This window comes from Myroides profundi (genome assembly GCF_000833025.1).
Lineage (GTDB): Bacteria > Bacteroidota > Bacteroidia > Flavobacteriales > Flavobacteriaceae > Flavobacterium > Flavobacterium profundi_A.
Genome location: NZ_CP010817.1, coordinates 1,621,909 through 1,647,207 on the forward strand (window position 1 = coordinate 1,621,909; position 25,299 = coordinate 1,647,207).

General features: G+C 33.5%; 20 protein-coding genes. 9 read left to right on the forward strand and 11 right to left on the reverse strand.

Going from position 1 to position 25,299, the window contains the following annotated elements; translation table 11 throughout:
- Positions 1 to 34 precede the first annotated feature (34 nt).
- The 3 genes from MPR_RS07145 (at position 35) to sucC (ending at position 4,359) form a co-directional block, all read left to right on the forward strand.
- Entirely contained in the window at positions 35 to 2,371 is a 2,337-nt protein-coding gene (locus tag MPR_RS07145; protein WP_041890803.1) for an ATP-dependent helicase, read from the forward strand.
- 30 nt (positions 2,372 to 2,401) lie between these two features.
- The gene (locus tag MPR_RS07150) at positions 2,402 to 3,022 is read left to right on the forward strand and encodes an L-threonylcarbamoyladenylate synthase (RefSeq protein WP_006263406.1); all 621 of its coding nucleotides are present in this window, start codon (positions 2,402 to 2,404) and stop codon (positions 3,020 to 3,022) included.
- Positions 3,023 to 3,165: 143 nt separating this feature from the next.
- Positions 3,166 to 4,359 (forward strand): ADP-forming succinate--CoA ligase subunit beta, encoded by a 1,194-nt coding sequence (sucC, locus tag MPR_RS07155; RefSeq protein WP_006259161.1) that lies wholly within the window; start codon positions 3,166 to 3,168, stop codon positions 4,357 to 4,359.
- 115 nt (positions 4,360 to 4,474) lie between these two features.
- On the opposite strand, the gene MPR_RS07160 is transcribed toward sucC, so the two are convergent.
- The 3 genes from MPR_RS07160 to MPR_RS07170 all read right to left on the reverse strand — a co-directional run bounded on the left by MPR_RS07160 (position 4,475) and on the right by MPR_RS07170 (position 8,248).
- Positions 4,475 to 4,906, reverse strand: coding sequence for a DUF1456 family protein (locus MPR_RS07160; RefSeq protein WP_041890807.1), 432 nt, complete (start codon positions 4,904 to 4,906; stop codon positions 4,475 to 4,477).
- A gap of 32 nt (positions 4,907 to 4,938) precedes the next feature.
- On the reverse strand, positions 4,939 to 6,924 hold the full coding sequence (gene uvrB, locus MPR_RS07165; protein WP_041890810.1) for an excinuclease ABC subunit UvrB: 1,986 nt from the start codon (positions 6,922 to 6,924) through the stop codon (positions 4,939 to 4,941).
- A gap of 94 nt (positions 6,925 to 7,018) precedes the next feature.
- Entirely contained in the window at positions 7,019 to 8,248 is a 1,230-nt protein-coding gene (locus MPR_RS07170; protein WP_006263408.1) for an OmpA family protein, read from the reverse strand.
- Positions 8,249 to 8,412: 164 nt separating this feature from the next.
- Between MPR_RS07170 and MPR_RS07175 the strand changes: the two genes are divergently transcribed.
- Positions 8,413 to 8,838 (forward strand): NUDIX domain-containing protein, encoded by a 426-nt coding sequence (locus tag MPR_RS07175; RefSeq protein WP_041890813.1) that lies wholly within the window; start codon positions 8,413 to 8,415, stop codon positions 8,836 to 8,838.
- Positions 8,839 to 8,859: 21 nt separating this feature from the next.
- Here the strand turns inward: MPR_RS07175 and MPR_RS07180 are convergent, their stop codons facing one another.
- The 7 genes from MPR_RS07180 to MPR_RS07210 form a co-directional block, all read right to left on the reverse strand.
- Positions 8,860 to 9,141, reverse strand: coding sequence for a DUF3817 domain-containing protein (locus MPR_RS07180; RefSeq protein WP_041890817.1), 282 nt, complete (start codon positions 9,139 to 9,141; stop codon positions 8,860 to 8,862).
- Between the two features lie 107 nt (positions 9,142 to 9,248).
- Positions 9,249 to 9,623 carry a hypothetical protein gene (locus tag MPR_RS07185; protein ID WP_041890820.1) on the reverse strand — a complete coding sequence of 125 codons (375 nt, stop codon included), beginning with the start codon at positions 9,621 to 9,623 and terminating at the stop codon, positions 9,249 to 9,251.
- Positions 9,624 to 9,877: 254 nt separating this feature from the next.
- Positions 9,878 to 11,671, reverse strand: a complete 1,794-nt coding sequence (locus MPR_RS07190) for an acyl-CoA dehydrogenase FadE (protein ID WP_041890824.1) — start codon at positions 11,669 to 11,671, stop codon at positions 9,878 to 9,880.
- A 30-nt stretch (positions 11,672 to 11,701) separates the two neighbouring features.
- Positions 11,702 to 12,883 (reverse strand): acetyl-CoA C-acyltransferase, encoded by a 1,182-nt coding sequence (locus tag MPR_RS07195; protein ID WP_041890827.1) that lies wholly within the window; start codon positions 12,881 to 12,883, stop codon positions 11,702 to 11,704.
- 29 nt (positions 12,884 to 12,912) lie between these two features.
- Positions 12,913 to 15,318: a 3-hydroxyacyl-CoA dehydrogenase/enoyl-CoA hydratase family protein gene (locus MPR_RS07200; RefSeq protein ID WP_041895267.1), complete on the reverse strand. Its 2,406-nt coding sequence runs from the start codon at positions 15,316 to 15,318 to the stop codon at positions 12,913 to 12,915.
- A 55-nt stretch (positions 15,319 to 15,373) separates the two neighbouring features.
- Entirely contained in the window at positions 15,374 to 15,811 is a 438-nt protein-coding gene (locus MPR_RS07205; protein ID WP_006259151.1) for a MarR family winged helix-turn-helix transcriptional regulator, read from the reverse strand.
- A gap of 89 nt (positions 15,812 to 15,900) precedes the next feature.
- The gene (locus MPR_RS07210) at positions 15,901 to 17,676 is read right to left on the reverse strand and encodes an AMP-dependent synthetase/ligase (RefSeq protein ID WP_041890830.1); all 1,776 of its coding nucleotides are present in this window, start codon (positions 17,674 to 17,676) and stop codon (positions 15,901 to 15,903) included.
- 672 nt (positions 17,677 to 18,348) lie between these two features.
- On the opposite strand from MPR_RS07210, the gene MPR_RS07215 reads away from it, so the two are divergent.
- Both MPR_RS07215 and MPR_RS07220 read left to right on the forward strand, forming a co-directional pair.
- Positions 18,349 to 20,274, forward strand: a complete 1,926-nt coding sequence (locus tag MPR_RS07215; RefSeq protein ID WP_041890833.1) for an LTA synthase family protein — start codon at positions 18,349 to 18,351, stop codon at positions 20,272 to 20,274.
- Positions 20,275 to 20,745: 471 nt separating this feature from the next.
- The gene (locus tag MPR_RS07220; RefSeq protein WP_041890837.1) at positions 20,746 to 22,668 is read left to right on the forward strand and encodes an LTA synthase family protein; all 1,923 of its coding nucleotides are present in this window, start codon (positions 20,746 to 20,748) and stop codon (positions 22,666 to 22,668) included.
- 43 nt (positions 22,669 to 22,711) lie between these two features.
- Here MPR_RS07220 and MPR_RS07225 read toward each other — a convergent pair whose 3' ends face one another.
- The gene (locus tag MPR_RS07225; protein WP_041890840.1) at positions 22,712 to 22,930 is read right to left on the reverse strand and encodes a putative signal transducing protein; all 219 of its coding nucleotides are present in this window, start codon (positions 22,928 to 22,930) and stop codon (positions 22,712 to 22,714) included.
- Between the two features lie 218 nt (positions 22,931 to 23,148).
- Here MPR_RS07225 and MPR_RS07230 point away from each other — a divergent pair, with 218 nt between their 5' ends.
- The 3 genes from MPR_RS07230 (at position 23,149) to MPR_RS07240 (ending at position 25,274) form a co-directional block, all read left to right on the forward strand.
- The gene (locus MPR_RS07230) at positions 23,149 to 23,340 is read left to right on the forward strand and encodes a hypothetical protein (RefSeq protein WP_041895269.1); all 192 of its coding nucleotides are present in this window, start codon (positions 23,149 to 23,151) and stop codon (positions 23,338 to 23,340) included.
- Between the two features lie 122 nt (positions 23,341 to 23,462).
- Complete coding sequence (locus tag MPR_RS07235) at positions 23,463 to 24,332, forward strand: glycosyltransferase family protein (protein WP_041890843.1); 870 nt, start codon at positions 23,463 to 23,465, stop codon at positions 24,330 to 24,332.
- Positions 24,333 to 24,431: 99 nt separating this feature from the next.
- Positions 24,432 to 25,274, forward strand: a complete 843-nt coding sequence (locus MPR_RS07240) for a J domain-containing protein (protein WP_041890846.1) — start codon at positions 24,432 to 24,434, stop codon at positions 25,272 to 25,274.
- Positions 25,275 to 25,299: the final 25 nt, after the last annotated feature.

Genomic DNA, 25,299 nt, shown 5'->3' on the forward strand with positions numbered 1-25,299 from the left:
AATTGTAATTTTGACGTTTTCGAGTAAATCAGATATGCAAAATTATATAGATCAGTTAAATGAGGCTCAAAGAGCGCCTGTGCTTCAGAAAGATGGACCAATGATAGTAATCGCTGGAGCAGGGTCAGGAAAGACGAGAGTATTGACTTTACGTATCGCTTATTTAATGCACCAAGGAGTTGATGCATTTAATATTCTAGCGTTGACGTTTACCAATAAGGCAGCTCGTGAAATGAAAGTAAGGATTGCTCAAATTGTTGGGAGTTCAGAGGCTAAGAATCTATGGATGGGGACATTTCACTCTGTATTTGCTAAGATACTTAGAGCTGAGGCAGATAAGTTAGGATATCCAAGTAACTTTACTATTTATGATTCTCAAGATAGTCAACGTCTTATAGGACAGATTATAAAAGAAATGCAATTAGATAAAGATATCTATAAACCAAAAGAGATATTAAGTAGAATATCATCATATAAAAACAGCTTAATTACTGTAAAAGCTTATTACAATAATCCTGAGTTACAAGAGGCTGATGCAATGAGTAAAAGACCTCGTATAGGGGAAATTTACAATAATTATGTAGAACGTTGTTTTAAATCAGGAGCAATGGATTTCGATGATTTATTACTAAAGACAAATGAGTTACTGACTCGTTTTCCTGATGTGCTTTCTAAATATCAGAATAGATTCAAATATATATTAGTGGATGAGTATCAAGATACAAACCATTCACAATATCTTATTGTTCGTGCTTTATCAGATCGCTTTCAGAATATTTGTGTAGTGGGGGATGATGCTCAGAGTATCTATGCATTTAGAGGAGCGAACATTAATAATATCTTGAACTTCCAGAAAGATTATGAAGGTGTACAAACTTATAGATTAGAACAGAATTATCGTTCGTCTCGAAATATTGTGGAGGCTGCAAACTCTGTTATTGATAATAATAAAGTTAAATTAGAAAAGGTAGTATGGACTGCAAATGATTTTGGCCCAAAGATTAAGGTGCATAGATCTTTAACGGACGGGGAAGAAGGTCGTTTTGTAGCTTCTACTATTTTTGAAGAAAAGATGCAAAATCAAAAGAACAACAGTGATTTTGCTATTCTATATAGAACGAATGCACAGTCTCGTGCTATGGAGGATGCTTTGCGTAAAAAAGATATACCTTATCGCATTTATGGTGGTCTGTCGTTTTATCAAAGAAAAGAGATTAAAGATGTTCTGAGTTACTTAAGACTGGTTATTAATCCAAAAGATGAGGAAGCATTAGTACGTGTGATTAATTATCCTGCACGTGGTATAGGTAATACTACTTTGGACAAATTAACTATTGCAGCTAATCACTATAAGCGCTCTATATTTGAGGTGGTTGAACATATTGATAAGATAGACTTAAAGATTACTGCAGGGACGCGTAGTAAATTGAGTGATTTTAGTAATATGATTAAAGCTTTTCAGGCTTTAGAAGAGACAATGGATGCTTATCAATTGACAGAGCATATTGTTAAGAAAACTGGACTTGTTCAGGAAATGCGTAAAGATACGACTCCTGAAGGTATTACTCGTATGGAGAATATTGAGGAATTACTGAATGGTATTAAAGATTTTATTGAAGGTCAACGTGAGGTAGATGGTGCTAGAGGAGCTTTAAGCGAGTTTATGGAAGATGTGGCTTTAGCTACAGATTTAGATAAAGATACAGGTGATGATGATAGAGTTGCATTGATGACAATTCACTTGGCGAAAGGATTGGAATTTCCAACTGTATTCTGTGTAGGAATGGAAGAAGATTTATTTCCAAGTGCTATGAGTATGAATACTAGAAGTGAGTTAGAGGAAGAAAGAAGGTTGTTTTACGTGGCTTTAACGCGTGCAGAACATCAGGCTTATTTAACCTATGCTCAATCAAGATATAGATGGGGTAAATTAGTAGATAGTGATCCTTCTCGATTTATAGAGGAGATTAAGGATGAGTATTTAGAATATTTAACTCCAGTAGAAACAAATTATAGGTACAAACCAACTATTAATGCTGATATTTTTGGCGATGTAGATAAGAGTAAGTTGAGATTGAAGAAACCTATTGCAGGTACTCCGCCAGCTTATGTAACCGATAATGAGGAACCAAAAGAGAATAGGAATATAAGAAAACTGAAGCCTGTTGATGCTTCAGTTACGAAGACAACGACATTGACAAATGGTAATCAGCTTTTAGAAGTCGGCCAAACGGTTATGCATGAGCGATTTGGTAAGGGGGTTATTATTAATCTCGAAGGTGTGGGAGCAGATAAGAAAGCGGAGATTCGATTTGATGTTGGAGGAATAAAAAAACTGCTGTTAAGATTTGCTAAGCTTCAAGTTTTATAGTAAATTGTATAGAGTATAAAAAATATAAGTATGTCACAGTTTATAAAGATTTATCCAGAGAATCCTAATGAAAAGGAAATAGATAAAGTGGTTAAGGTGTTAAGAGAGGGAGGTCTAGTCATCTATCCTACTGATACTGTGTATGGGTTAGGATGTGATATATCTAATTCTAAGGCATTAGAAAGAATTGCTAAGATTAAAGGAATAAAACTGGATAAGGCTAACTTCTCTTTTGTTTGTTATGACCTTAGTAATATTTCTAATTATGTGAAGCAGATAGATACTTCTACATTTAAAATATTAAAGAAAGCACTACCTGGTCCTTATACTTTCATTCTCCCGGGAAATAATGAACTACCTAAAGAGTTTAAGAAGAAAAAAACAGTAGGGATTCGTGTGCCAGATAATAATATCGCTCGAGAAATAGTGAGAAAGTTAGGTAATCCAATCGTTTCGACTTCAATATATGATGAAGATGAAATATTGGAATATACTACTGACCCAGAATTGATATTTGAAAAATGGCAAAACATAGTTGATATTGTTATTGATGGTGGTTATGGAAATAATGAAGCATCAACAGTAATTGACTTGTCAGGAGAAGAACCTGAAATTATAAGAGCAGGTAAGGGAGATACTGATATCTTCTAAAAGAATCAAATAAGTATAAAAACAAATTAATAAACAAGGTTAATTTACAGTTACAAGCTATATAAGCTTAATTAAATTAGGGTTTTTCAAACTGAATTGTTATTTTTGTAACTGTTTATATTAAAAGCTAAACGTATCACACTATGAATTTACATGAATTTCAAGGTAAAGAAATATTAGCTAGCTACGGTGTAAGAGTACAACGTGGATTAGTAGCTAACAACGCAGAAGAAGCAGTTGAAAAAGCAAAACAACTTACAGAAGAAACTGGTACAAGTTGGTATGTAATTAAAGCTCAGATCCATGCAGGAGGAAGAGGTAAAGGAGGAGGAGTTAAGTTGGCTAAAAACTTAGACGAAGTAAAAGAAATCGCTGGTAAAATTATCGGTATGGATTTAATTACTCCACAAACTCCACCAGAAGGAAAAAGAGTTAACCGTGTTTTAGTAGCAGAGGATGTTTACTATCCTGGAGAAAGCGAAACTAACGAGTTTTACATGTCTGTATTACTTGATAGAGCTAAAGGACGTAACATGATTATGTATTCTACTGAAGGAGGTATGGATATCGAAGAAGTTGCTGAGAAAACTCCACACTTAATCTTCAAAGAAGAAATTGATCCAGCAGTTGGATTACAAGGATTCCAAGCTAGAAGAATTGCTTTTAACTTAGGATTATCTGGAAATGCTTTCAAAGAAATGGTTAAGTTCGTAGATGCTTTATATAGAGCATACATTGGAAGTGATTCTTCAATGTTCGAGATTAACCCTGTATTAAAAACTTCTGATGATAAAATTTTAGCTGTTGATGCTAAAGTTACTTTAGATGACAATGCATTATACAGACAAAAAACTTATGCTGAGTACAGAGACGTTACTGAAGAAAGACCTATCGAAGTAGAAGCTAAAGAAGCAGGATTAAACTATGTGGATTTAGATGGTACTGTAGGATGTATGGTTAACGGTGCTGGATTAGCAATGGCTACTATGGATTTAATCAAGTATGCTGGTTTCGAACCTGCTAACTTCTTAGACGTAGGAGGAACTGCTGATGCTAAACGTGTTGAAATCGCTTTCCGTATTATCTTAAAAGATCCTAACGTAAAAGCTATTTTGATTAACATCTTTGGAGGTATTGTTCGTTGTGACCGTGTTGCTCAAGGTGTTGTTGATGCATACAAGAACATGGGTGACGATATTAAAGTGCCAATCATCGTTCGTTTACAAGGAACTAATGCTGAATTAGCAAAAGAAATTATCGATCAATCAGGTATGCCTATTTTATCTGCTATTGCTTTCCAAGAAGCTGCAGACCAAGTAAAAGTGGCTTTATCATAATTTAGATAAAAGAATATTTAGAAGGCTGGCTCATTTGAGCTAGCCTTTTTTTTGTGGTATTTAGTAAAATAGAGATAAAAAAATAACGCTATTCTTTTAAAGAATAGCGTTATTTTTATTTTTTACCATTTTTGAATTTGATTCCTGCTAATGGCGATTTAGGAGTTGCTTTTTTATTAGATGTAGTTTTCTTTTTAAAATTTACATTTTTACTTGTATTCTCTTCTTTTTTAGATGTAGGTTTGGTTTTCTTTTCTGTCGTCTGTTGCTTGAATGGCTTTACTTCAGACTTGTTAGAGGCGAGCACTTCTAGTGGGTTTTTAGGAGCTTCTTTTGTCCCTCTTAAGTGAATTACTAAACCATTTAGAAAGTTTCTTAGGATTTGGTCACCACATTCTACATACTTAGGATGGTCAGCATTTCTGAAAAAGTTACCAATTTCACCTTTTGAAATTCTGAAATCTACTAATTCTAAAATCTCTACTATTTGATCGTCGCGTAATTGTAAAGCAACTCTCAGTTTCTTTAATATGTCGTTATTGTTCATTCTATCTATTTTTGCAAAGGTAATTAAATTATCTACAGTTTGTCTTTTAAAGCTTTTATTTCGTCTCTTAAACGAGCTGCATTGATAAAATCTAAGTCTTTAGCAGCTTTCTCCATTTCTTTTCTCTTCTCTCTTATTATTTTTTCTATATCAGCTTTAGATTTGTATTTAAGAGTTTCTTCTGCTGCCTGAAGAATAGTTTCTTTTTGAATGTCCTCATGAGAAGCTTTTACTAATTCACTAGATATCTTTTTGTTAATAGCGGTAGGAGTAATGTTGTGCTTCTTGTTGAAATTCATCTGTTTTTCTCGTCTATAGTTTGTTTCGTCTATGGTCTTTTGCATGCTATCTGTGATTTTGTCAGCATACATAATTGCTTTGCCATTTACGTTTCTAGCGGCTCTTCCTACGGTTTGTGTGAGTGATCTGTGACTTCTAAGAAAACCTTCCTTATCAGCGTCTAAAATAGCAACTAGCGATACTTCAGGTAAATCTAGTCCTTCTCTTAATAAGTTTACTCCGATTAACACATCAAATAGTCCTTTTCTTAAGTCTTGCATGATTTCAACGCGTTCTAGTGTATCAACATCAGAGTGAATATATCTACATCTGATTCCTACACGTGTGAAATATTTAGCTAATTCTTCTGCCATTCTTTTGGTTAATGTAGTAACAAGTACTCTTTCATCTTTTTCAACTCTAGAATGAATTTCTTCTATTAAATTATCTATTTGATTTTCTGTTGGTCTAATTTCGATAATAGGGTCTAGTAGTCCTGTCGGGCGAATTAATTGCTCTACATAAACTCCTTCAGATTTTTGTAATTCATAATCAGCTGGAGTTGCAGAAACATATACTACTTGATTTTGCATGGCTTCAAATTCCTCGAATTTAAGAGGTCTGTTGTCTAGTGCGGCAGGTAATCTGAATCCATATTCTACTAGATTTTCTTTACGAGATCTATCACCTCCATACATTGCGTGTACTTGTGATACAGTAACGTGACTCTCATCGATAACCATTAGATAGTCATCTGGGAAATAATCTAGTAAACAGAATGGGCGTGTGCCTTGTTCTCTACCATCTAAATATCTTGAATAGTTTTCGATACCAGAACAATAGCCAAGCTCTCTGATCATTTCTAAATCAAAGTTTGTGCGTTCTTCTAGACGTTTGGCTTCTAAGTGTTTTCCTATTTCTTTGAAATAATCAACTTGTTTGACTAGATCTTGCTGTATTTCCCATATAGCTTTTTGTAGAACATCTGGTGATGTTACAAACATATTAGCTGGATAAATATTAAGGTTGGTGTATTTCTCTATTACAGCAGAAGTAGAGGGATTGAATACTTCTATATCCTCAATTTCATCTCCAAAGAAATGTATTCTAAATGGATTGTCTGCATAACTAGGGAATACTTCTACTGTATCTCCTTTTATTCTAAAAGTTCCTGGAGTAAATTCAGCTTCAGTTCTAGCATATAAACTTTGTACTAATCTATGTAATAGTTTTGTTCTGCTTATTTGTTGATCTAGTTCAAGTGTGATTACGTTTTTTTGGAACTCAATAGGGTTACCTATACCATATAAACAAGAAACAGAAGCTACTACGATAATATCTCTTCTTCCTGATAGTAGGGCAGAAGTAGTGCTTAATCGCATTTTTTCTAGTTCTTCATTGATTGATAAGTCTTTTTCTATATAGGTACCTGTTACTGGTAAGAATGCCTCGGGTTGGTAGTAGTCATAGTATGAGACAAAATACTCTACTGAATTATTAGGAAAAAAGCTTTTAAACTCTGTATATAATTGTGCTGCTAATGTTTTATTGTGAGCTAGTATTAAAGTAGGTCTATTAACTTCGCTAATAACATTTGCAACGGTAAATGTTTTTCCAGAACCAGTAACTCCAACTAATGTTTGATATTTTTCATCTGTATTGATTCCTTGAGCAAGCTTTTTAATTGCTTCAGGTTGATCTCCTGTTGGTTTATATTCTGAATTTAAATTGAATTTCATAGTTGATTTAATAAGTATACAAAGGTACTTATTAAAAACAAAAAAAGCGCAAGAATAATCTTGCGCTTTAATATGATTAGATTGAATTCTAAAATTAGTTAATTTTGAATACAACTTTTCTTGCAATTCTACGAGCTGCAGCTGAATCTTTAGACACTGCGTCATCGATTCCGTTTCCTTTAGCAGAAACTTTAGAAGCACTAACTCCAGATTTAACTAAGATATCTTTAACTGCGTTAGCACGTCTTTCAGATAACTTGTTGTTGTAAGATTTGTTTCCTACTGCATCAGCATAACCCATAACTTCAACAGAAGCATTTGGATTAGCTTTTAAGTAGTTAACGATGAAGTTGATTCCGTCAACGTTTGTTGGTTGAGTTTTATCAAAATCAAAGTAAGCAGCAACATATCCTTTGTTGATTAATTCTTTAATCATGTTAGAATCGTTACCTGCAACAGCTTGTTCTGGTTGGTTACCATATTTCTCAGCGATGAAAGCTTCGATGTTATCAGCGATACCGTTGTTGTTTTTATCGATATTTCTACCTCTAGAATCAACTAAAGCACCAGCTGGTGTATTAGGCTCTAAGTCTAAGTAATCTGGCACACCGTCTCCATCAGAGTCAACTAACATGCTTTCTACTTTAGATACTCTTCCGTCTAATTCAGCTAATAAAGCATTTTCTTGTTCTGCTTCAGTATACCAATCAGCGTGTTGAGCATTTTTACCTAAATAGATAGAAACTCCAACAGAAGCGTTAAACATAGTTCCTTGAGCAATAGAACGGTTAGTTGTTCCTATACCACTCCAGTTTGTGTTTTGCTCTAAGTTTTGAATAACTGTAAAGTCAGCGTTTAATGCAACACGTGGGTGAACTTTAATTTGACCAGTTAATCCAGCCATTAAGTGTCCCATATTGTCTGTTCCAGAGAATGCATCTCCGTTCATCCAAGAGTAACCTCCCCCTGCGTGAGCTTGTACGTTTAATACTTTAGTCCAAGTTTCGAAGTTTAAAAGTCTTCCAACGTTAACAACCCCTTCTAAGCTTGTTCTGTAGTGGTTAGTGTTTAAATCAGCATCATTAGTCCAGTTGTCTAATTTATCATAGCCAAAAGAAGCTTTAATACCAAATTTGTTGTTTAAGCTATAACGTACACCTCCATCTAAGTGTAAGTTTTTGAATGTTTCAGCAGATTGACCTGCTCTAGCTGGTTTAGCAAATCCTCCATTTAAGTCAATAGACCATTTGTTGTAAGGACTTTGAGCATGAACAGCACCAAAAGCTAATACAGAAGCCAATAACGGTAATGTTAATTTTTTCATAGTTGTCTTTTTAATTTCCATTAAACATGATTAAAATAATCAGTTTTTTTACTAATCGCTTATGGAGCAAATATAAGGCAAAGATTTGTAATAGAAAGATAAAATGTTGTTTTTTTGTAAAAAAGGATAGATTTAGTACTTTTGTTTCATAAAAATTGTATAATATGGGATATGTTTCAAAGATATTCGTTACTGTAGATGTAGTATTGTTTAAAAAATATTTAAATATTTCACAGATATTATTAATAAAGCGCAAAAATGAACCATTTCGCGATTATTGGGCTTTGCCTGGTGGTTTTGTAGATGAAAATGAGGATTTAGAGAATGCAGCAAAGCGTGAATTACGTGAAGAAACGTCAATTGACCTTGATCAATTAGTTCAACTTAAAGCTTATGGTAAACCATTTAGAGATCCTAGGTCTCATATGGTTACAGTAGCTTTCTTAGGTGAAGTAGGAGAGGAGGTTATAGGAGAAGCAGCTGATGATGCTAAAGAGTTAGCCTGGTTTGCGATAGATGAATTACCAGATTTAGCATTTGATCATCATGACATTGTTTTGGATGCTATAGAACGATACAAAAAAAAATAAGTCTATACAGACTTATTTTTTTTATGCTTTACTTTCAAGAAGTTTTTTCTCCATGATAAAAGTACCAAATGGCACAACTGAAGCTAGACAGATAAGACCATATTTTCGTAGACTCCATTTTTCATCACTTTTAAGTACTGTAGCCATTACTATATATAGTATAAACAATACTCCATGTGCCATTCCTACTTTACTTACCATTTCAGGTTTTTCGAAGAAGTATTTTAAAGGCATAGCGATGAATAAAAGCGCTAGTAAAGATAACCCTTCAAGTAACGCAACAATTTTAAATGTCTTTAGCATTTTAATTAAATTAGAAGTTTTAAGTATGCTAATATAGTTTTTAAATAGAAACAAAAAAAGCCTAACAGGAGTTCTGATAGGCTTTTATATTTAGATTAACATTTTAATTAGAAAGCTAATAAACGATTGTTGTAATCTTTTAAGTCTTCTAAGTTATGTTTGTTATTAATGTCTTTGTATAAAGATAATAAGTACTGTAAACTTTCTAAGTCATTCTTAGCTTCTTTCTCAACTGCAGTAGCTCCTTCTTCTCCTTCTTCTTCGATAGGCTCATCAGATGGTATTGCAATTAAAAAAGCTTTGTTGTTTTGAATGTGCTCATAAGCTAAACGAATAGATTTAACTAACACTGGTTTTTCTTCAAGTAGAGCAAACTCTCTAAGTTTTTGTAAATCTGCTACAATGTTTTCTACAACAAGACCATCAGAAATTAAATCTGATTGAATCTTTTTAATCAATTTTAAAGCATTTGCGTTTTCCACAGTAAATATCTTTTAAGTATAAAAAATTATGGTGCAAAAGTAAACTTTTTAGATGATTATAGTGAAACAAAAGATGAAATATTTTGAACAAATTTTTGCAAAGTGCTGATTTTTCGTTTTTTATTTATGAATAGTTTCTTTTTTAAGGTGCTATAAAGGTTTCTTATTTGTGTTATAAAATAAAAAACCGCCCTTTTCCGAAGAAAAGAAGCGGTTTTTTTCAAACAAACTAAACCAAATTGTTTGTATTCTTATTAGAATACGTATTCGTTAGCATCTACCAATTTCGTTGCAATAGTTTCTCTAAGTGCATTTACGTTTGGTAAGTTTACATATTTTGTAAATCTGCGTAGTCCCATTAACATTACACGTTGTTCATCACCTTCAGCAAAAGAAGCGATACCTTCTTTTCCTTTTGCTCCGATGATATCTACAGCGTGATATAAGTATAATTGTGCCATAGCGATTTGTTCTTTGATATTTTCTTCTCCTTTTAATTTCGCTAATTTCTCAGTTCTAAGAATAGCACTTTCTGCCATATATATTTCAATCATCATATCAGAAGCAGCCATTAATAGTGCTTGGTGTTTATCTAGGTCTGGGCCATATTTTTGAACAGCACTACCAGCTACCATTAAGAAAGCTTGTTTTAGTTTACTAATCATTTCTTTCTCTTCTGCAAATAATTCAGAATAATCTGGCACATCAAAGCTTGGGATGCTCATTAATTCATCAGCTACTTTCATAGCAGGACCTAATAAATCAACATGTCCTTTCATTGCTTTTTTGATTAACATTCCAACTGCTAGCATACGGTTAATCTCGTTTGTTCCTTCATAGATACGAGATATACGAGCATCTCTCCATGCGCTTTCCATAGGTGTGTCTTCTGAGAATCCCATTCCTCCGAAGATTTGGATTCCTTCATCAGCACATGATTGAACATCTTCTGACACTGCTACTTTAAGGATAGAACACTCAATAGCGAATTCTTCTACTCCTTTTAATTCAGCCTCTTGATGTGAATTTCCTTCAGCAACACGTTGGTTAATTCTTTCTTCAATAGAAGCAGCAGCTCTATATGAAGCAGCTTCACCTACATAAGCATTTGTAGCCATCTCTGCTAATTTTGTACGGATAGCACCAAAAGAAGAAATAGGTGTTTTAAATTGGATGCGCTCATTAGCATATTTTACAGATTGTGTGATTAAGCGACGTTGAGAATCTAAACAAGCAGCGGCTAATTTGATACGTCCAACGTTTAATGCATTCATCGCAATTTTGAAACCATTCCCTCTTTCAGAAAGCATATTCTCTACTGGAACTTTTGTTTCGCTAAAGAATACTTGGCGAGTAGAAGAAGCTCTAATACCTAATTTGTGCTCTTCTTCTCCTAATGTAATTCCGTTGCTAGGATCGTTTTCTACGATAAATCCTGTGATATTTTTATCATCCTCGATACGAGCAAATACGATAAATAGATTACAGAATCCTGCGTTAGAGATCCACATTTTTTGTCCAGTGATAGAGTAGTGGCTTCCATCAGCTGATAAGACAGCTTTTGTTTTACCTGAGTTAGCATCAGATCCTGCGTCTGGTTCTGTTAAACAGTAAGCACCAAACCATTCTCCTGAAGCTAATTTTGGAACGTATTTTTTCTTTTGTTCTTCGTTACCATATAATGTAATTGGCATTGTACCAATTCCTGTATGAGCACCAAAGGCAGTTGAGAAAGAACCTGTTGCTCCTGAAATATAATCACATACCAGCATTGTAGAAATGAATCCCATCTCTAATCCTCCATAAGCTTCTGGTACAGCTACGCCTAATAATCCTAATTCTCCTGCTTTACGCATAGAAGCTTCTGTGAAAGCATAATCTTTTTTCTCGAAGCGTTCTTTGTTTGGCCATATTTCTTTGTCAATGAATTCTTTTACAGAATCACGCATCATGATTTGCTCTTCTGTGAAGTCTTCAGGAGTAAATACGTCTTGGTATTTAGTTTCTTTAATTAAAAATTGTCCTCCTCTTGTGATATCTTTACTCATAATATATTTCGTTTATTGGGTTAATAGCTTTTATAATAGTTCATAGATTCCTGCAGCACCTTGTCCTGTACCTACACACATCGTTACCATTCCATATTTAGATCCACGACGTTTCATTTCATCAAATAACTGTACTGATAGTTTGGCACCTGTACATCCTAGAGGGTGACCTAGTGCAATAGCTCCACCGTTTACATTGACGATATCTGGGTTGATACCTAACTCTCTGATTACAGCTAAAGACTGAGAGGCAAAAGCTTCATTTAATTCGAATAAGTCAATATCTTTTAGTTGTAATCCTGCTTGTTTAAGAGCTTTTGGAATTGCTTTTACAGGGCCAATACCCATGATGCGAGGTTCTACACCAGCCGCTGCATAGTTTACCATACGAGCGATAGGCTCAATGTTTAATTCTTTAACCATTTCTTCTGACATTACCATAACGAATGCAGCACCATCACTCATTTGAGAAGAGTTACCTGCAGTTACAGAACCATCAGCAGCAAATACAGGTCTTAGTTTTGCTAAAGCTTCAATAGAAGTTCCTGCTCTAGGCCCTTCATCTTTAGTTATTGTATATGATTTGCTATCTTTTTTACCTTTTTCATTAATGAATACTTCATTAATATTGATTGGAACGATTTGATCATCAAACTTTCCATCTGCTTGTGCTTTTAAAGCCTTCATATGAGAGTTATAAGCAAACTCATCTTGATCTTCACGAGAGACTTTGAATTGATGAGCTACTGCTTCAGCTGTTAATCCCATTCCCCAGTAGTAGTCTTCATGTCCTTCTTTTGCAACACCATAATCAGGAGTTGGTTTATATCCTCCCATAGGGATATAACTCATACTTTCTGCTCCACCAGCGATAATACAGTCAGCCATACCAGCTTGGATCTTAGCAACTGCCATTCCGATAGTTTCTATTCCAGATGCACAGTATCTATTTACTGTAACTCCAGGTACATCATCTATTTTTAATCCCATAAGAGAGATTAGACGTCCCATATTTAATCCTTGTTCAGCCTCAGGCATAGCGTTACCCACCATGACATCATCAATACGTGATTTGTCAAATTCAGGTAATTTGCTCATTAAATATTCAATAGTTTCAGCAGCAAGCTCATCAGGTCTTTTAAATCTAAAGACTCCTTTAGGCGCTTTACCTACAGCTGTTCTATATCCTTGTACTATATATGCAGTTTTCATATTCTTTGTCGTTTTAAATTGGTTAAAGATTAGTTTCTTAATGGTTTACCATTTTTCAACATATACTGGATTCTTTCTAGAGTTTTGCGCTCTGCACATAGTGATAAGAATGCTTCTCTTTCTAGATCTAGTAAGTATTGTTCAGTCACTAAAGTAGCTTCTGATAAATCTCCTCCAGCCATAACATATGCTAATTTGTTAGCTATTTTACGATCGTGTTCAGAGATGTATTTACCAGCCATCATACTATCAGTTCCTACTAAGAACATACCTAAAGCCTGACGACCTAGTACTTTAATGTCTTTGCGTTTAGCAGGTTGAGTGTACCCAGCTTGGGCTAATACTAAAGCCTCGCGTTTAGCTTGTGCTAATTGTAAATCTTTATTTACAACTACTACATCTTTACCTTTTTGTAATATATTCAAATCAAAAGCTTCTTGAGCAGAGGTAGCTACTTTCGCCATACCTATTGTTAAGAAGTGCTCTTGTAATGTATTTAGTTCCACATCGTTTTTGCGGTATAGATCAGACGCTCTTACTGTCATCTCTTTAGAACCACCTCCACCAGGGATAAGTCCTACACCGAATTCAACTAATCCGATATAGGTTTCAGCAGCAGCTACTACCTTATCAGCGTGTAAGCTCAACTCACATCCACCACCAAATGTCATACCATGAGGAGCAGCAACTACTGGAATACCAGAGTAACGCATTTTCATCATCGTATCTTGGAACGTTTTGATAGCGATATTTAATTCATCCCAATCTTGCTCTGCAGCCATCATGAAAATCATCATTAAGTTAGCACCTACTGAGAAGTTGCTACCTTGGTTTCCTACTACTAGTCCTTGGAAGTCTTTTTCTGCAATTTCAACAGCTTTGTTTAATCCTGCTAAAACACCACCACCGATAGTATTCATTTTTGAGTGGAACTCTAAGTTCACAATACCATCACCTAAGTCAATAAGAGATGCTTCACTATTACCCCAAACCTTATTAGTTGTTCTAATATTATCTAAGATAATGAATGCATCTTGGCCAGGGATTGCTTCAAATGTTTTTGTGTTTTGATTGTAGAATAACTTTTTACCATTCTCTACTTTATAGAAACTCTTTGCTCCAGATGCAGCTAATTCTTTAACCCAGTCAGCTACTGTATAACCTTCTTTTTCAATTAAAGCAATACCTTTTTCAAGTCCTACTAAATCCCAAGTTTGGAATGGACCATATTTCCATGCATATCCTGTACGCATGGCGTCATCGATAGGGAATAGGGTATCTGTAATTTCTGGAACACGTTGAGAAACGTAAGCGAATAATGAAGCAAAGTGTTTTCTTATTAATTCACCTGCTTTTGTTTGGTCAGCTAATACTAAAGCTAATTTAGCTTTAGTACCACCAGCTTGTTTTGCTGTTTCTAATACAGCAATCTTAGCACGTTCTAATGGACGGTATTCTAATTTTTCTAGGTCAAGAGCGAAGCGATTTGTTTTTCCCTCTTTATCTACTTCTTTATAGTAGAATCCTTTTCTAGACTTATCACCTAAGAATTTGTTTTCTAATAGGAAGTTTAAAGGCTTACTGTCTTTTACCTCTTGAATCATAGCGTCATGAGGACAGTTTTGTTTTAAGCCATTTGTTACGTTAATAGCTGTATCAAGACCTACTAAGTCACCTAGTTTAAAGGTACCCGTCTTAGGGCGACCTAGGATAGAACCTGTTAATGTATCAGCCTCTTCAATAGTTAATCCAATCTCTTGTGCTAACTGCATTACCATCGCCATAGAGTATACACCGATACGGTTACCGATAAAACCAGGAGTATCTTTACATAATACTGGAGTTTTACCTAAGTATAAGCTACTATATTTTTGGAAGAATTCGATAACTTCTGGAGCTGTATGAGGACCAGGAATGATTTCGAATAATTGTAAATATCTAGGAGGGTTGAAGAAGTGTGTTCCACAGAAGTGTTTTTGGAAATCTTCAGAACGACCTTCTACCATTAATTTCATTGGAATACCAGATGTATTAGATGTAATTAATGAACCTGGTTTTCTGTATTTCTCGATTTGCTCGAATACAGATTTCTTAATGTCTAATCTTTCGATTACTACTTCGATTACCCAGTCGCAATCTTTTATTTTTACTAAATCATCTTCTATATTCCCTGTAGTGATACGTGAAGCAAAAGCTTGAGAATAAATAGGAGCAGGTTTAGATTTTAGTGCATTAGCTAAGTGAGTACTTGCTATTTTATTTCTAACAATCTTACTTTCTAGAGTAAGACCTTTCTTTTCCTCTTCAGGAGTTAATTCTCTAGGTACAATGTCAAGAAGCAATACTTCTAATCCGATATTTGCAAAATGACAAGCAATAGCTGATCCCATTACACCAGATCCTACTACGGCTACCTTTTTAATTATTCTTTTCATATTTATTGTTCTTTGGTTTTTAATACTATTATTTAACTCTCTTAAGGTACAAAAATTATTTGTCTTCAAATATACTTTTGTCGTTGATTAACTGATTAATAACTTCAGTTACTTCCATAAAGTGCTGAATTTTTTCTTCAGATATTTGGGTGCGAATTTTCTCATTAAAGCGTTTTACTTTTGCTTTAGATAATTCTCTTTTCTCTAAACCTAGAGGAGTTAGTTTTATAATCACACCACGGCCATCATTAGGATTCTTTTCACGTGTGATTAATTTGTTCTCTTCTAATTTTTTTAGAGTACGAGTAAGACTCGTTGCTTCCATACCCATATTTGGTCCTAGTAGAGTAGAAGGGGTACCTTCTTTGTCTATACTTAGTAGTGCAAAAGCAAGTGACATTGTCGCATCGTATTTAGCGGCTTCTTCATTGTACATTCTAGCTACAGCTTGCCATGTTGCTCTAAGTATATAATCGATTGTTGTGTTCTTCATACCATTTAGAATAATTCAAATATAAAAAAAAATAGTATGCACGCATACTATTTTTAAAATATTTCTTGATTTAGTGATTTTTTATGTCATTAACTTCTGTAAATCTTGTCGTATAAGTCTTTATGTTTCTCAAGAATAATACGTCTACGAAGTTTAAGAGTAGGGGTTAAGTGCTCACTGTCAATACTCCATACATCAGGAGTAAGTTCGAATTTCTTCACTTGTTCCCATTTACCAAATTTTTTGTTTACAGCTTCTACTTCTTCAGCTATACGGTCAATAACTTTTTGATTTGTTACTATTTCTTGATTCGTAGTACCTATATCATATCTTTTGCGACGTGCCCATTCTTTAACGAAGTCAAAATCTATCTGAATAAAAGCAGCAGGCATCTTTTCTCCTTCACCGATAACCATGATTTGTTCGATAAAGCGAGATTGCTTCATCATATTCTCAATCATCTGAGGAGCTACATATTTACCTCCAGATGTTTTGAACATTTCTTTTTTACGGTCAGTGATGTGTAAGAAACCATCTTCGTCTATTTTACCAATATCTTCTGTATGGAAATACCCATCTTTTATAACACTATTGGTTTTTTCTTCATCTTTAAAGTACCCCATCATTACATTAGGAGCTTTACATAAGATTTCACCGTCTTCTGCTATTTTTACTTCTACATTACTTAAAGGGCGGCCTACTGTACCGAATCTCAATCCTCCATTACGAGCATCATTTACAGATATAACAGGAGATGTCTCTGTAAGACCGTATCCTTCCATTACAGGTATACCTGCAGCATTAAATACTTTAGATAGACGAGCTTGGAGAGGAGCGCTACCAGAAACAATAATCTTCATTTGACCTCCAAGTCCTTCTTGCCATTTGCTGAATACTAACTTTCGAGCTATTTTTAGCTGGAAGTTGTAGAAAGCACTTCTGTTATATGGTTTATATTGGAACCCTAGTTCAAGAGCCCAGAAGAAGATACGTTTTTTGATACCTGTTAGAGAAGAACCTTTTGCAAAGATTTTATCATACACTTTCTCTAATAGTCGTGGTACTACAGTCATGACATTAGGACTAACTTCTTTTAAGTTATCTCCCATTTTATCAATCGACTCTGCATAGTAAATAGATGTACCTGAGAATTGGTAAAGATAAATTAGCATTCTTTCGAATACGTGGCATAAAGGTAAGAAACTAAGTGCTTTATAATGATCTTCACGACCAAAAGGAACTCTGTCCCAGCTACCTATCACGTTAGATAAGATGTTGTTATGAGATAGCATTACACCTTTAGGTCTACCTGTAGTACCAGATGTGTAGATTAGTGTAGCTAAGTGATCTGGTGTGATAGAGTCTTTAATGCGATCTACTTCTTCTTGATTGGAAGTATCTCTTCCTAATTCAAGAATCTCATCAAAAGTTTTGCAACCTTCGATATGGTCAAATGAGCAAATACCTTTAAGAAGAGGTAATTGATCTTTAACACTTATTAATTTGTTGTAAATTTCTTGATCTGATACTACACAGTACTTCGCTTCTGCATGACTAAGAATGTATTGATAGTCTTCTGCTGCAATAGTAGGGTAGATAGGCACGTTCTGAGCACCGATTTGTAAAATACCAATATCTAAAAGATTCCATTTAGTTTGGTTATTAGTAGAGATGACAGCTATTTTATCATTTGCTTCTATGCCTAGACGTAGTAAGGCACGCGAAACCATATTAGCCTTATCTATATATTCCTGTGAGGATGTTTTTTCCCATACTCCATTTACCTTAGTAACTAAGGATGCAGCCAGAGGAAAGTGTTCATTCTGCAAATAAGGAATATCAAAAAGTCTTGTAGGATTTACCATGTTATCATTAATTAGCTAACGCAAAGTACAAAAAAAATATAAGATTTCTCGTATTTAGTGTGTACTTGGCAATTTTTATCTGATTTATTTGCAATTCTTGTAGTTGATTTTCTTCTAAACTACATTATTCATTTTATAGTTCCTTGTTGATGAAGTTTATACTAAGAGTCTAAATGACTGTAAATCATGCTCTATAAATATAAGGAAAAAACATTTAGTATCTTTGTGATATATTAAAATAATCGTTAAAAATTATTATAGGATATTAGTTAATTTAGAGATTATACGAATTTCATTTTAGTATTTATCTTCAATACAATTGTATTCTTTCTTTCTGTTCTAGCTGTACAGTTATAGTAGGACGAGACAAGTTTCGCTTGATTTGAGTCCGTAGTGAGTCCGTTATGAGTCCGTAGTAAGTCCGTTTTTTGGTAAGATATAACGGACTGATATCATAAGGATAAGATAGTTACTATGTAGCTATATGCATGAAGACTGAATGTTCTGTGGAAGAGCATTACTTCTCTAGATAGATGGAATCAGATATTGTTATTAGAAGGGATAATATAATTTTTCTTAAAAAAACCTTTAGTATGGGTATAAAATGCTTCTAAATGCTAATACAAGTCCGAATAGAAATGATTAAGTTTGTGTTTCTAAAAAAATAATAATATGATTTCTAATCGATATCGATTGAATGAAGTAGTAGTAATGGCTTATAGATTATTCTTAGCTTTCTTCTTTTACTTCATTGCTCGTACACTATTTTACTTCTATAATAGTGATTTATTAAATGTAGACTCTTTTGGTCAATTTTTAGAATTAGCGTATCATGGTATCACGTTTGATAGGATGGCTATTTTCTATGTAAATATATTATTTATATTATTATCTATTCTGCCTTTATTTATCAATACGAAAAAAGGGTATCAGAAGGTAGTATTTTACGCTTATATCATTCCTAACTTGATAGCGTATTCTACTAATTTTATTGATTTTATTTACTATAGATTTATTTATGCACGTACTACTATAGCTGTTTTTGACAGTTTAGAACACGAGTCAAATAAGGGGCAATTGTTTTTTAACTTCTTGGTTAATTATTGGCATGTTTTTCTTATTTGTATTGTACTATGTGTGTTATGGGTTTACTTATATACTAAGGTCAAGTTTACACGATTCTTAAAGGTAGAAAATAAGAAGTCTTATTGGCTGTCTACTGTATTGATTATTATTGTGACAGGAGTCGGCTTTGTAGCAGGTGTAAGAGGGGATTTAAAGAAAGCTACTCGACCACTGAATATCATTGATGCGAATAGACATGTAGAGAAACCTGAGCACGCAGATATCGTATTAAATACTCCATTCGCTATCTTGAGAACAATAGGTAAGACAAGTTTTAAGAAAGTAGAATATATGGATGAAGCTACACTTAATAAAAATATAAGTGGAGTGAAGCAGTATCATACTAATGAACCTAGTACTCCTAATATAGTACTGTTTATCACAGAAAGTTATGGACGTGAGTATATAGGAGCTTTTAATAAAGATATGAATATTAAGAACTATAAGAGTTATACGCCTTTTATAGATTCGCTTTCTCAGCATAGTTTAATATTCCCTAATGCCTTCGCCAATGGATATAAATCTATTCATGGTGTATCATCTGTCATCGCGGGAATTCCTTCGTTTAAAGACGCATTTACATCATCTCCATATCCGAAGCAGAAGATAGAATCTCTAGTGTCTACACTGAAATCTAAAGGATATGATACTTCCTTCTTCCATGGTGCACCTAATGGATCTATGGGATTCTTAGGATTTGGTAATATCTTAGGGTATGATCACTACTATGGAAAGACAGAGTATAATAATGATGATGACTTCGATGGTACATGGGGGATTTGGGATGAACCTTTTTTCCAGTATATGCGTACTACATTGAATGAGAAGAAAGATCCTTTCTTTGCTACTATATTTACAGTGTCTTCACATGAGCCATTTAATATTCCTGCTCAGTATGAAGGGAAGTTTCCTGTAGGAGATGTTCCTATTCATAAGACGGTAGGGTATACAGATTATGCTTTTAAGAAATTCTTTGAAGAGAGTAGTAAAGAACCATGGTTTAAGAATACAATCTTTATCATTACTGCAGATCATACTAATCAGATCGCTTATGATGAGTATAAAGAACTGGTTAATCGTACTGCAGTGCCTATACTTATCTATACTCCTGATGAGAGATTAAAAGGGGTAGATAAGAGACTAGCTCAGCAAATAGATATTTATCCTACAGTATTAGACCTAATAGGATATGACAAACCTTTTAGAAGCTGGGGAAGAAGTTTAGTGAATGATACAATAACGACTCCATATACGATTAATTATGGAGGAAATGAATACACTTACCAAGAGGGGAATTATATCGTAAGATTTAATGGGAAAGAGGTGACAGGATTCTTTGATATTAATGATAAAGGATTAAAGAAAAATTTAATCGGTCAAAAAAACAAAGAAATGGAGAGACTCGAAATAAAGTGTAAAGCTTTTGTTCAAGACTATTTTGAACGTATAATAGATAAGCGATTAGACAGATAATTAAAACGAAGAAAGCACCTATATAAGGTGCTTTCTTCGTTTAGTGCACTATTGTTTTTGTAAGTTAATAGATGTTTTTACTAGAAAGTTTATAATAGTATAGTATTATAAATTAATAATAAGTTGGTTTTTTGTGAGTTAGAACAAAGATATTTGTTGTTTGGTGTTTTTTAAACGATTTATATGCTGTATTTAAGAGAAACGCAGGTGTATAGGTTAAATCTCAAATTGAGATTACAGTATGCTTTGTATGGGGATTTTGATAAATAAGGACGATGATATTTTCTTTTTTATTGTTAATTATAGAATAGTATCTTAATTTAAGTAAAAAGTTGTAAATCTTGATAATTTTCTTTTTTGTGAAAATTGTATTAAAAAAAAATGTGAGTCTTAAACTTGTTGTAGGTTAACTCTTTAGAGTGAAGTTTTGGTTAAATTTGGCCACCTTAAAAATTAAAACCTTACAACCTTATGACCCCTAATAAGTTTAGAGTATACGAGGTAAAAGTATTGTTATATAGACTATCACTAGCTTTTCTTTTTTACTTCGTCGCTCGTCTGCTATTTTATTTTTATAATGCAGATCTATTAAATGTTGATTCGATAGGACAGTTTTTAGCTTTATCATTTTATGCCTTATCATTTGATAGTGCGGCTATCTTCTATGTCAGTATTTTGTTTATTTTACTATCTATACTGCCAGCATTTATAAATACAAAACCTGGATATCAGAAAGTGGTATTCATAGCTTACTTTATTCCTAATCTAATAGCTTATGCGACTAACTTCGTCGATTTAATATATTATAGATTTATTCTGTCTAGAACAACTATCGCAGTGCTAGATAGTCTAGAACATGAAAAGAATAAGACACAATTATTTTCTAATTTTCTAATGAATTATTGGGATGTGTTGGTTTTATTTTTGATTAGTTCTGCGCTTTGGATATATCTATACACTAGGGTTAAAATGAGCCCTGTGGAGAGACAGCCTACTAAAGATTATTTTGTGTCTACTCTTGTTATCACCATTATCGCATCAGTAGGAATCGTATCTGGTATACGAGGTGGAGTAACTAAAAAAACTAGACCTATCAATATAGTCGATGCTAATAGACATACGACTAAACCAGAGCATGGAGATATCGTATTAAACACTCCCTTTGCTATCTTAAGAACAATAGGTAAGAGTAGCTATAAAATGGTGAACTATATGGATAAAGTAACATTAGAAAAGTATGTAGATGGTATAGAGCAATATAATGTCAATAAGCCAAGTACGCCTAATATTGTGTTGTTTATCACAGAGAGTTTCGGTAGAGAGTATATAGGTGCGTTTAATAAAGATACTGATATACCAGATTATAAAAGTTATACTCCTTTTATAGATTCGCTAGCGCAACATAGTTTAATATATACTAATGCTTTTGCAAATGGATATAAGTCGATTCATGCTATTCCTTCTATTCTAGCTGGTATTCCATCTTTTAAAGACGCGTTTACGTCTTCTCCGTTTCCTAATCAGAAGATAGAGTCAGTAGTGTCTCTACTGAACTCAAAAGGGTATGATACTTCTTTCTTTCATGGAGCTGTGAATGGTTCTATGGGATTCTTAGGCTTTGGTAATATCTTAGGCTATGATCATTATTATGGAATGACAGAATACGATAATGACGATGACTTCGATGGGACATGGGGGATATGGGATGAGCCTTTCTTTCAGTTTATGCGAAGAACATTAAATGAAAAGAAAACTCCTTTCTTTGCAACGTTGTTTTCTGTTTCTTCACATGAACCTTTTGGGTTACCAGAAAAATATAAAGGGAAGTTTCCTAAAGGTAATTTACAAATTCACGGACCTGTGGGATATACAGATTATGCTTTTAAACGTTTCTTTGAAGAGAGTAAGAACGAACCTTGGTTTGAGAACACTATTTTTATAATCACTGCGGATCATACTAATCAGATTTATTATGATAAATATAAAGAATTGGTCAATAGGACAGCGATCCCGATTATGATCTATACGCCAGATGAGAGATTGAAAGGGGAGGATAATCGACTAGCTCAACAAATGGATATATATCCAACGATCTTAGATCTAGTAGGATATGACGAGCCATTTAGGAGTTGGGGAAGTAGTCTGATTAACGGACCTATCAATGACCGTTTTACAGTGAGTTATGGAGCTAATGAAATAACGTATCAAGGAGATAAATATATTGTTCGATTTAATGGACAAGAGGCAACGGGGTTCTATGATATCCATGATAAAGCCTTAAGAAAAAACCTAATCAAACAAAAGAATAAAGAAATGGAAGAGCTAGAAATGAAGTGTAAGGCATTTCTTCAGGATTATTTTGATAGAATTATCAATAGAAAACTAGATGACTAGTGTATATAAATGGGAAGGGACTCTTAGCTAAGAGTCCCTTTTATTATTCTTCTAAATCGTTTTCTTTTAATAGAGTTTGTGCTCTAGTTAAGTCTTCTTCATTGACCAGGATATGTACAGCTCTATCTAGAGTACCTGCTCCGATGCCTATGGCTGACTGTATATCATCTCTGATGATATAAGAGATGTTGTTTTCGTCTAGAATGTTTCTAACAGCCAATACCATTATTTCACTGCCTGCAAATAGTTTTTTGTGACTCATAATCTTTTGTGTTTGTTCTTTTCTAAAGTATAACTTTTTTAGTTAGATGACTATAAAAGATAAGTTAAAATCAATATGAATTAGTATATAAGTTTTGTTATTACTCTAAAAAGGAGTATCTTAATAAAAGAATTATAAAACATAAAAAGATCTTATAAGTGATTAATCTATAGTCAATAATAAGAGCAAGAGAAGAGGTTTCATTTAACTGTATGATTATGAAAATAGAGGAAACAAAGGCGTTTAGTCAGTTGAGTAGTATAGCGCAATCAATTGTCAATAAAAGTACTTCCAAAAAGCAGATATCAGATGCCGTAATGATAGTGAAGAATATTGGTTTTGAGAAATGGAGTAGCATAACAGACTTACCCATCATGTGGCATCAAATCGTAAGAGAGCTGGCGGTATAAATAAAATATTGGAATTAATGATTTAAGATCTCATTCTTTATGGATGTAGATCTTTTTTTTGTTATATAGATATATGGTATTTGTTATATTGTTGTATTTTTGTTTCAAATTTAATATTTAGAATGAATATTGTTTATTTGATTTTTGGTAATAAGATGAGTTATTATCAACAAGTTTTTTTCTCTATATATACCGTATTGGCTCATAAAGGAGCAAGTGATAATATTATTGTATTGACTGAAGAACCTTCGCTGTTTAATCAATTAAAAGGAAGAATAACGGTAGAATCTTTAGATAAGGATCTTGTTAAAGATTGGTTAGGGAAGTACCAATATATGTTTAGAGTAAAAATAAAGGCATTAGAGTATATCGCTCAGCAGTATCCAGAGAAAGATTTATTGTACCTAGATGTAGATACTTTTGTCTATAAGTCATTAGCTCCTCTAAGTGATAAATTAGAACAAGGGACTAGTATTATGCATATAGATGAAGGGCAACTCAACAAGTTTACTACAAAAACCGGAAAGAGGTTTTGGAAGGAATTAAAAGACAATACTTATGGTGGAATTCTTATTACTGAAAATACTTGTATGTGGAATGCCGGTGTTATAGGTGTATCAAAAGCTAATTTTTCAAGTATTAAACAGGCTTTAGATATAAGTGACCAAATGTGTGAAGCAAATATTAAAGCATTTACAAAAGAACAACTTGCTTTTTCTTTAGCTTTAGGAGCGGCTGGAGATATGACGTCTGCTGATCATATTATAGGGCATTATTGGGGGAATAAAGACCAATGGGATGAGTTTATATCAGATTGGTTAAAAAGATCCTTTATGCATAATTATACAGTAGATGAGATGATCGCTAATGTTAGAAGTATTCCTCTAGATCAAATACCTTATTATCTTAAACATTCTAATACTTTAAAGCGTCTATCTAAAAAGTTACAAAATATCTTTCAACCTAAAAATCCACAATTTATAAAGAAGTAATATTTCTATTATCACTAGACTTTGTAATAAAAGTATTTGTTTAGTTAAACTTATATTGATTTGTTATTGTTAATTTTGTTAATAAATTGATTTATTTAAATGAGTAAGGTTAATTATTATAGAGTGTTAGGAGTTAATCCTACCGTATCAGAGGAAGAGCTCAAGCGTGCTTTTCAGTCTTTATATGAGCGTTATAGTCCAGATAAGAATCCGAGTAGTTTATTCTATAAGACGATGTTCGAACAACTGAATGAAGCTTATGCTACATTAGGAGATAGAGAAAAGAGAGAAAAGTATAATATAGCTAATGGCTATGAGGTACCTGTCTATTCTAGACCTGAGGATAAACAAGAAATCCCTAAAGAGAAAGAAAAGATAGTAGATACAGGAAGTAATAATGCCTATATTTTCTTATTTGTGGTTATTGGTATTATCGTTGTTTTAGGAGGGTATTTAGTTTATTATACATTTAGTGAGAGTGAAGATACGAAGGTTCAAGAAACAGTGGTTGTTGAGCAAGAATTACCAAAACCTAAAGCGAATATAAAGAAAGTAGAAGAGAGGCCTGTAGAGGTAAGAAGAGAGATTTATACAGCCGAAAAAAAAGAAGAGGAGTATCAACATACAGAAAGTGTGAAAGAAATACTAGTAACTGATAAGGCAAAAGAAGTGAAAAAGGAAATCTCTGTAGAAAAGAAGACAGAGACAACTAAAATAAGTAAAGAAGAAAAGCTTACTAAACCAAGTTCTAAAACAGATAACCTGAAAGATGAGTTTCAAACTAAGAAAGCATTTAAAATAGGAGCGAGTAAGAATGATGTATGGGCTGTACAAGGAGATCCTACAGATATAAAAGAACAAGGAGATATCGAGATTTGGTATTATGGTAAGAGTAGTGTGAAGTTTAAAAAAGGTAGAGTTATAGATAGTACAGTTTTTTAGTTAGTGTTTAAGACCCTTTTTACCA

Coding starts and splice junctions, on each gene's coding strand:
- MPR_RS07145 (WP_041890803.1), top strand. CDS start 35: ATGCAAAATTATATAGATCAGTTAAATGAGGCTCAAAGAGCGCCTGTG.
- MPR_RS07150 (WP_006263406.1), top strand. CDS start 2,402: ATGTCACAGTTTATAAAGATTTATCCAGAGAATCCTAATGAAAAGGAA.
- sucC (WP_006259161.1), top strand. CDS start 3,166: ATGAATTTACATGAATTTCAAGGTAAAGAAATATTAGCTAGCTACGGT.
- MPR_RS07160 (WP_041890807.1), bottom strand. CDS start 4,906: ATGAACAATAACGACATATTAAAGAAACTGAGAGTTGCTTTACAATTA.
- uvrB (WP_041890810.1), bottom strand. CDS start 6,924: ATGAAATTCAATTTAAATTCAGAATATAAACCAACAGGAGATCAACCT.
- MPR_RS07170 (WP_006263408.1), bottom strand. CDS start 8,248: ATGAAAAAATTAACATTACCGTTATTGGCTTCTGTATTAGCTTTTGGT.
- MPR_RS07175 (WP_041890813.1), top strand. CDS start 8,413: ATGGGATATGTTTCAAAGATATTCGTTACTGTAGATGTAGTATTGTTT.
- MPR_RS07180 (WP_041890817.1), bottom strand. CDS start 9,141: ATGCTAAAGACATTTAAAATTGTTGCGTTACTTGAAGGGTTATCTTTA.
- MPR_RS07190 (WP_041890824.1), bottom strand. CDS start 11,671: ATGAGTAAAGATATCACAAGAGGAGGACAATTTTTAATTAAAGAAACT.
- MPR_RS07195 (WP_041890827.1), bottom strand. CDS start 12,883: ATGAAAACTGCATATATAGTACAAGGATATAGAACAGCTGTAGGTAAA.
- MPR_RS07200 (WP_041895267.1), bottom strand. CDS start 15,318: ATGAAAAGAATAATTAAAAAGGTAGCCGTAGTAGGATCTGGTGTAATG.
- MPR_RS07205 (WP_006259151.1), bottom strand. CDS start 15,811: ATGAAGAACACAACAATCGATTATATACTTAGAGCAACATGGCAAGCT.
- MPR_RS07210 (WP_041890830.1), bottom strand. CDS start 17,676: ATGGTAAATCCTACAAGACTTTTTGATATTCCTTATTTGCAGAATGAA.
- MPR_RS07215 (WP_041890833.1), top strand. CDS start 18,349: ATGATTTCTAATCGATATCGATTGAATGAAGTAGTAGTAATGGCTTAT.
- MPR_RS07220 (WP_041890837.1), top strand. CDS start 20,746: ATGACCCCTAATAAGTTTAGAGTATACGAGGTAAAAGTATTGTTATAT.
- MPR_RS07225 (WP_041890840.1), bottom strand. CDS start 22,930: ATGAGTCACAAAAAACTATTTGCAGGCAGTGAAATAATGGTATTGGCT.
- MPR_RS07230 (WP_041895269.1), top strand. CDS start 23,149: ATGAAAATAGAGGAAACAAAGGCGTTTAGTCAGTTGAGTAGTATAGCG.
- MPR_RS07235 (WP_041890843.1), top strand. CDS start 23,463: ATGAATATTGTTTATTTGATTTTTGGTAATAAGATGAGTTATTATCAA.
- MPR_RS07240 (WP_041890846.1), top strand. CDS start 24,432: ATGAGTAAGGTTAATTATTATAGAGTGTTAGGAGTTAATCCTACCGTA.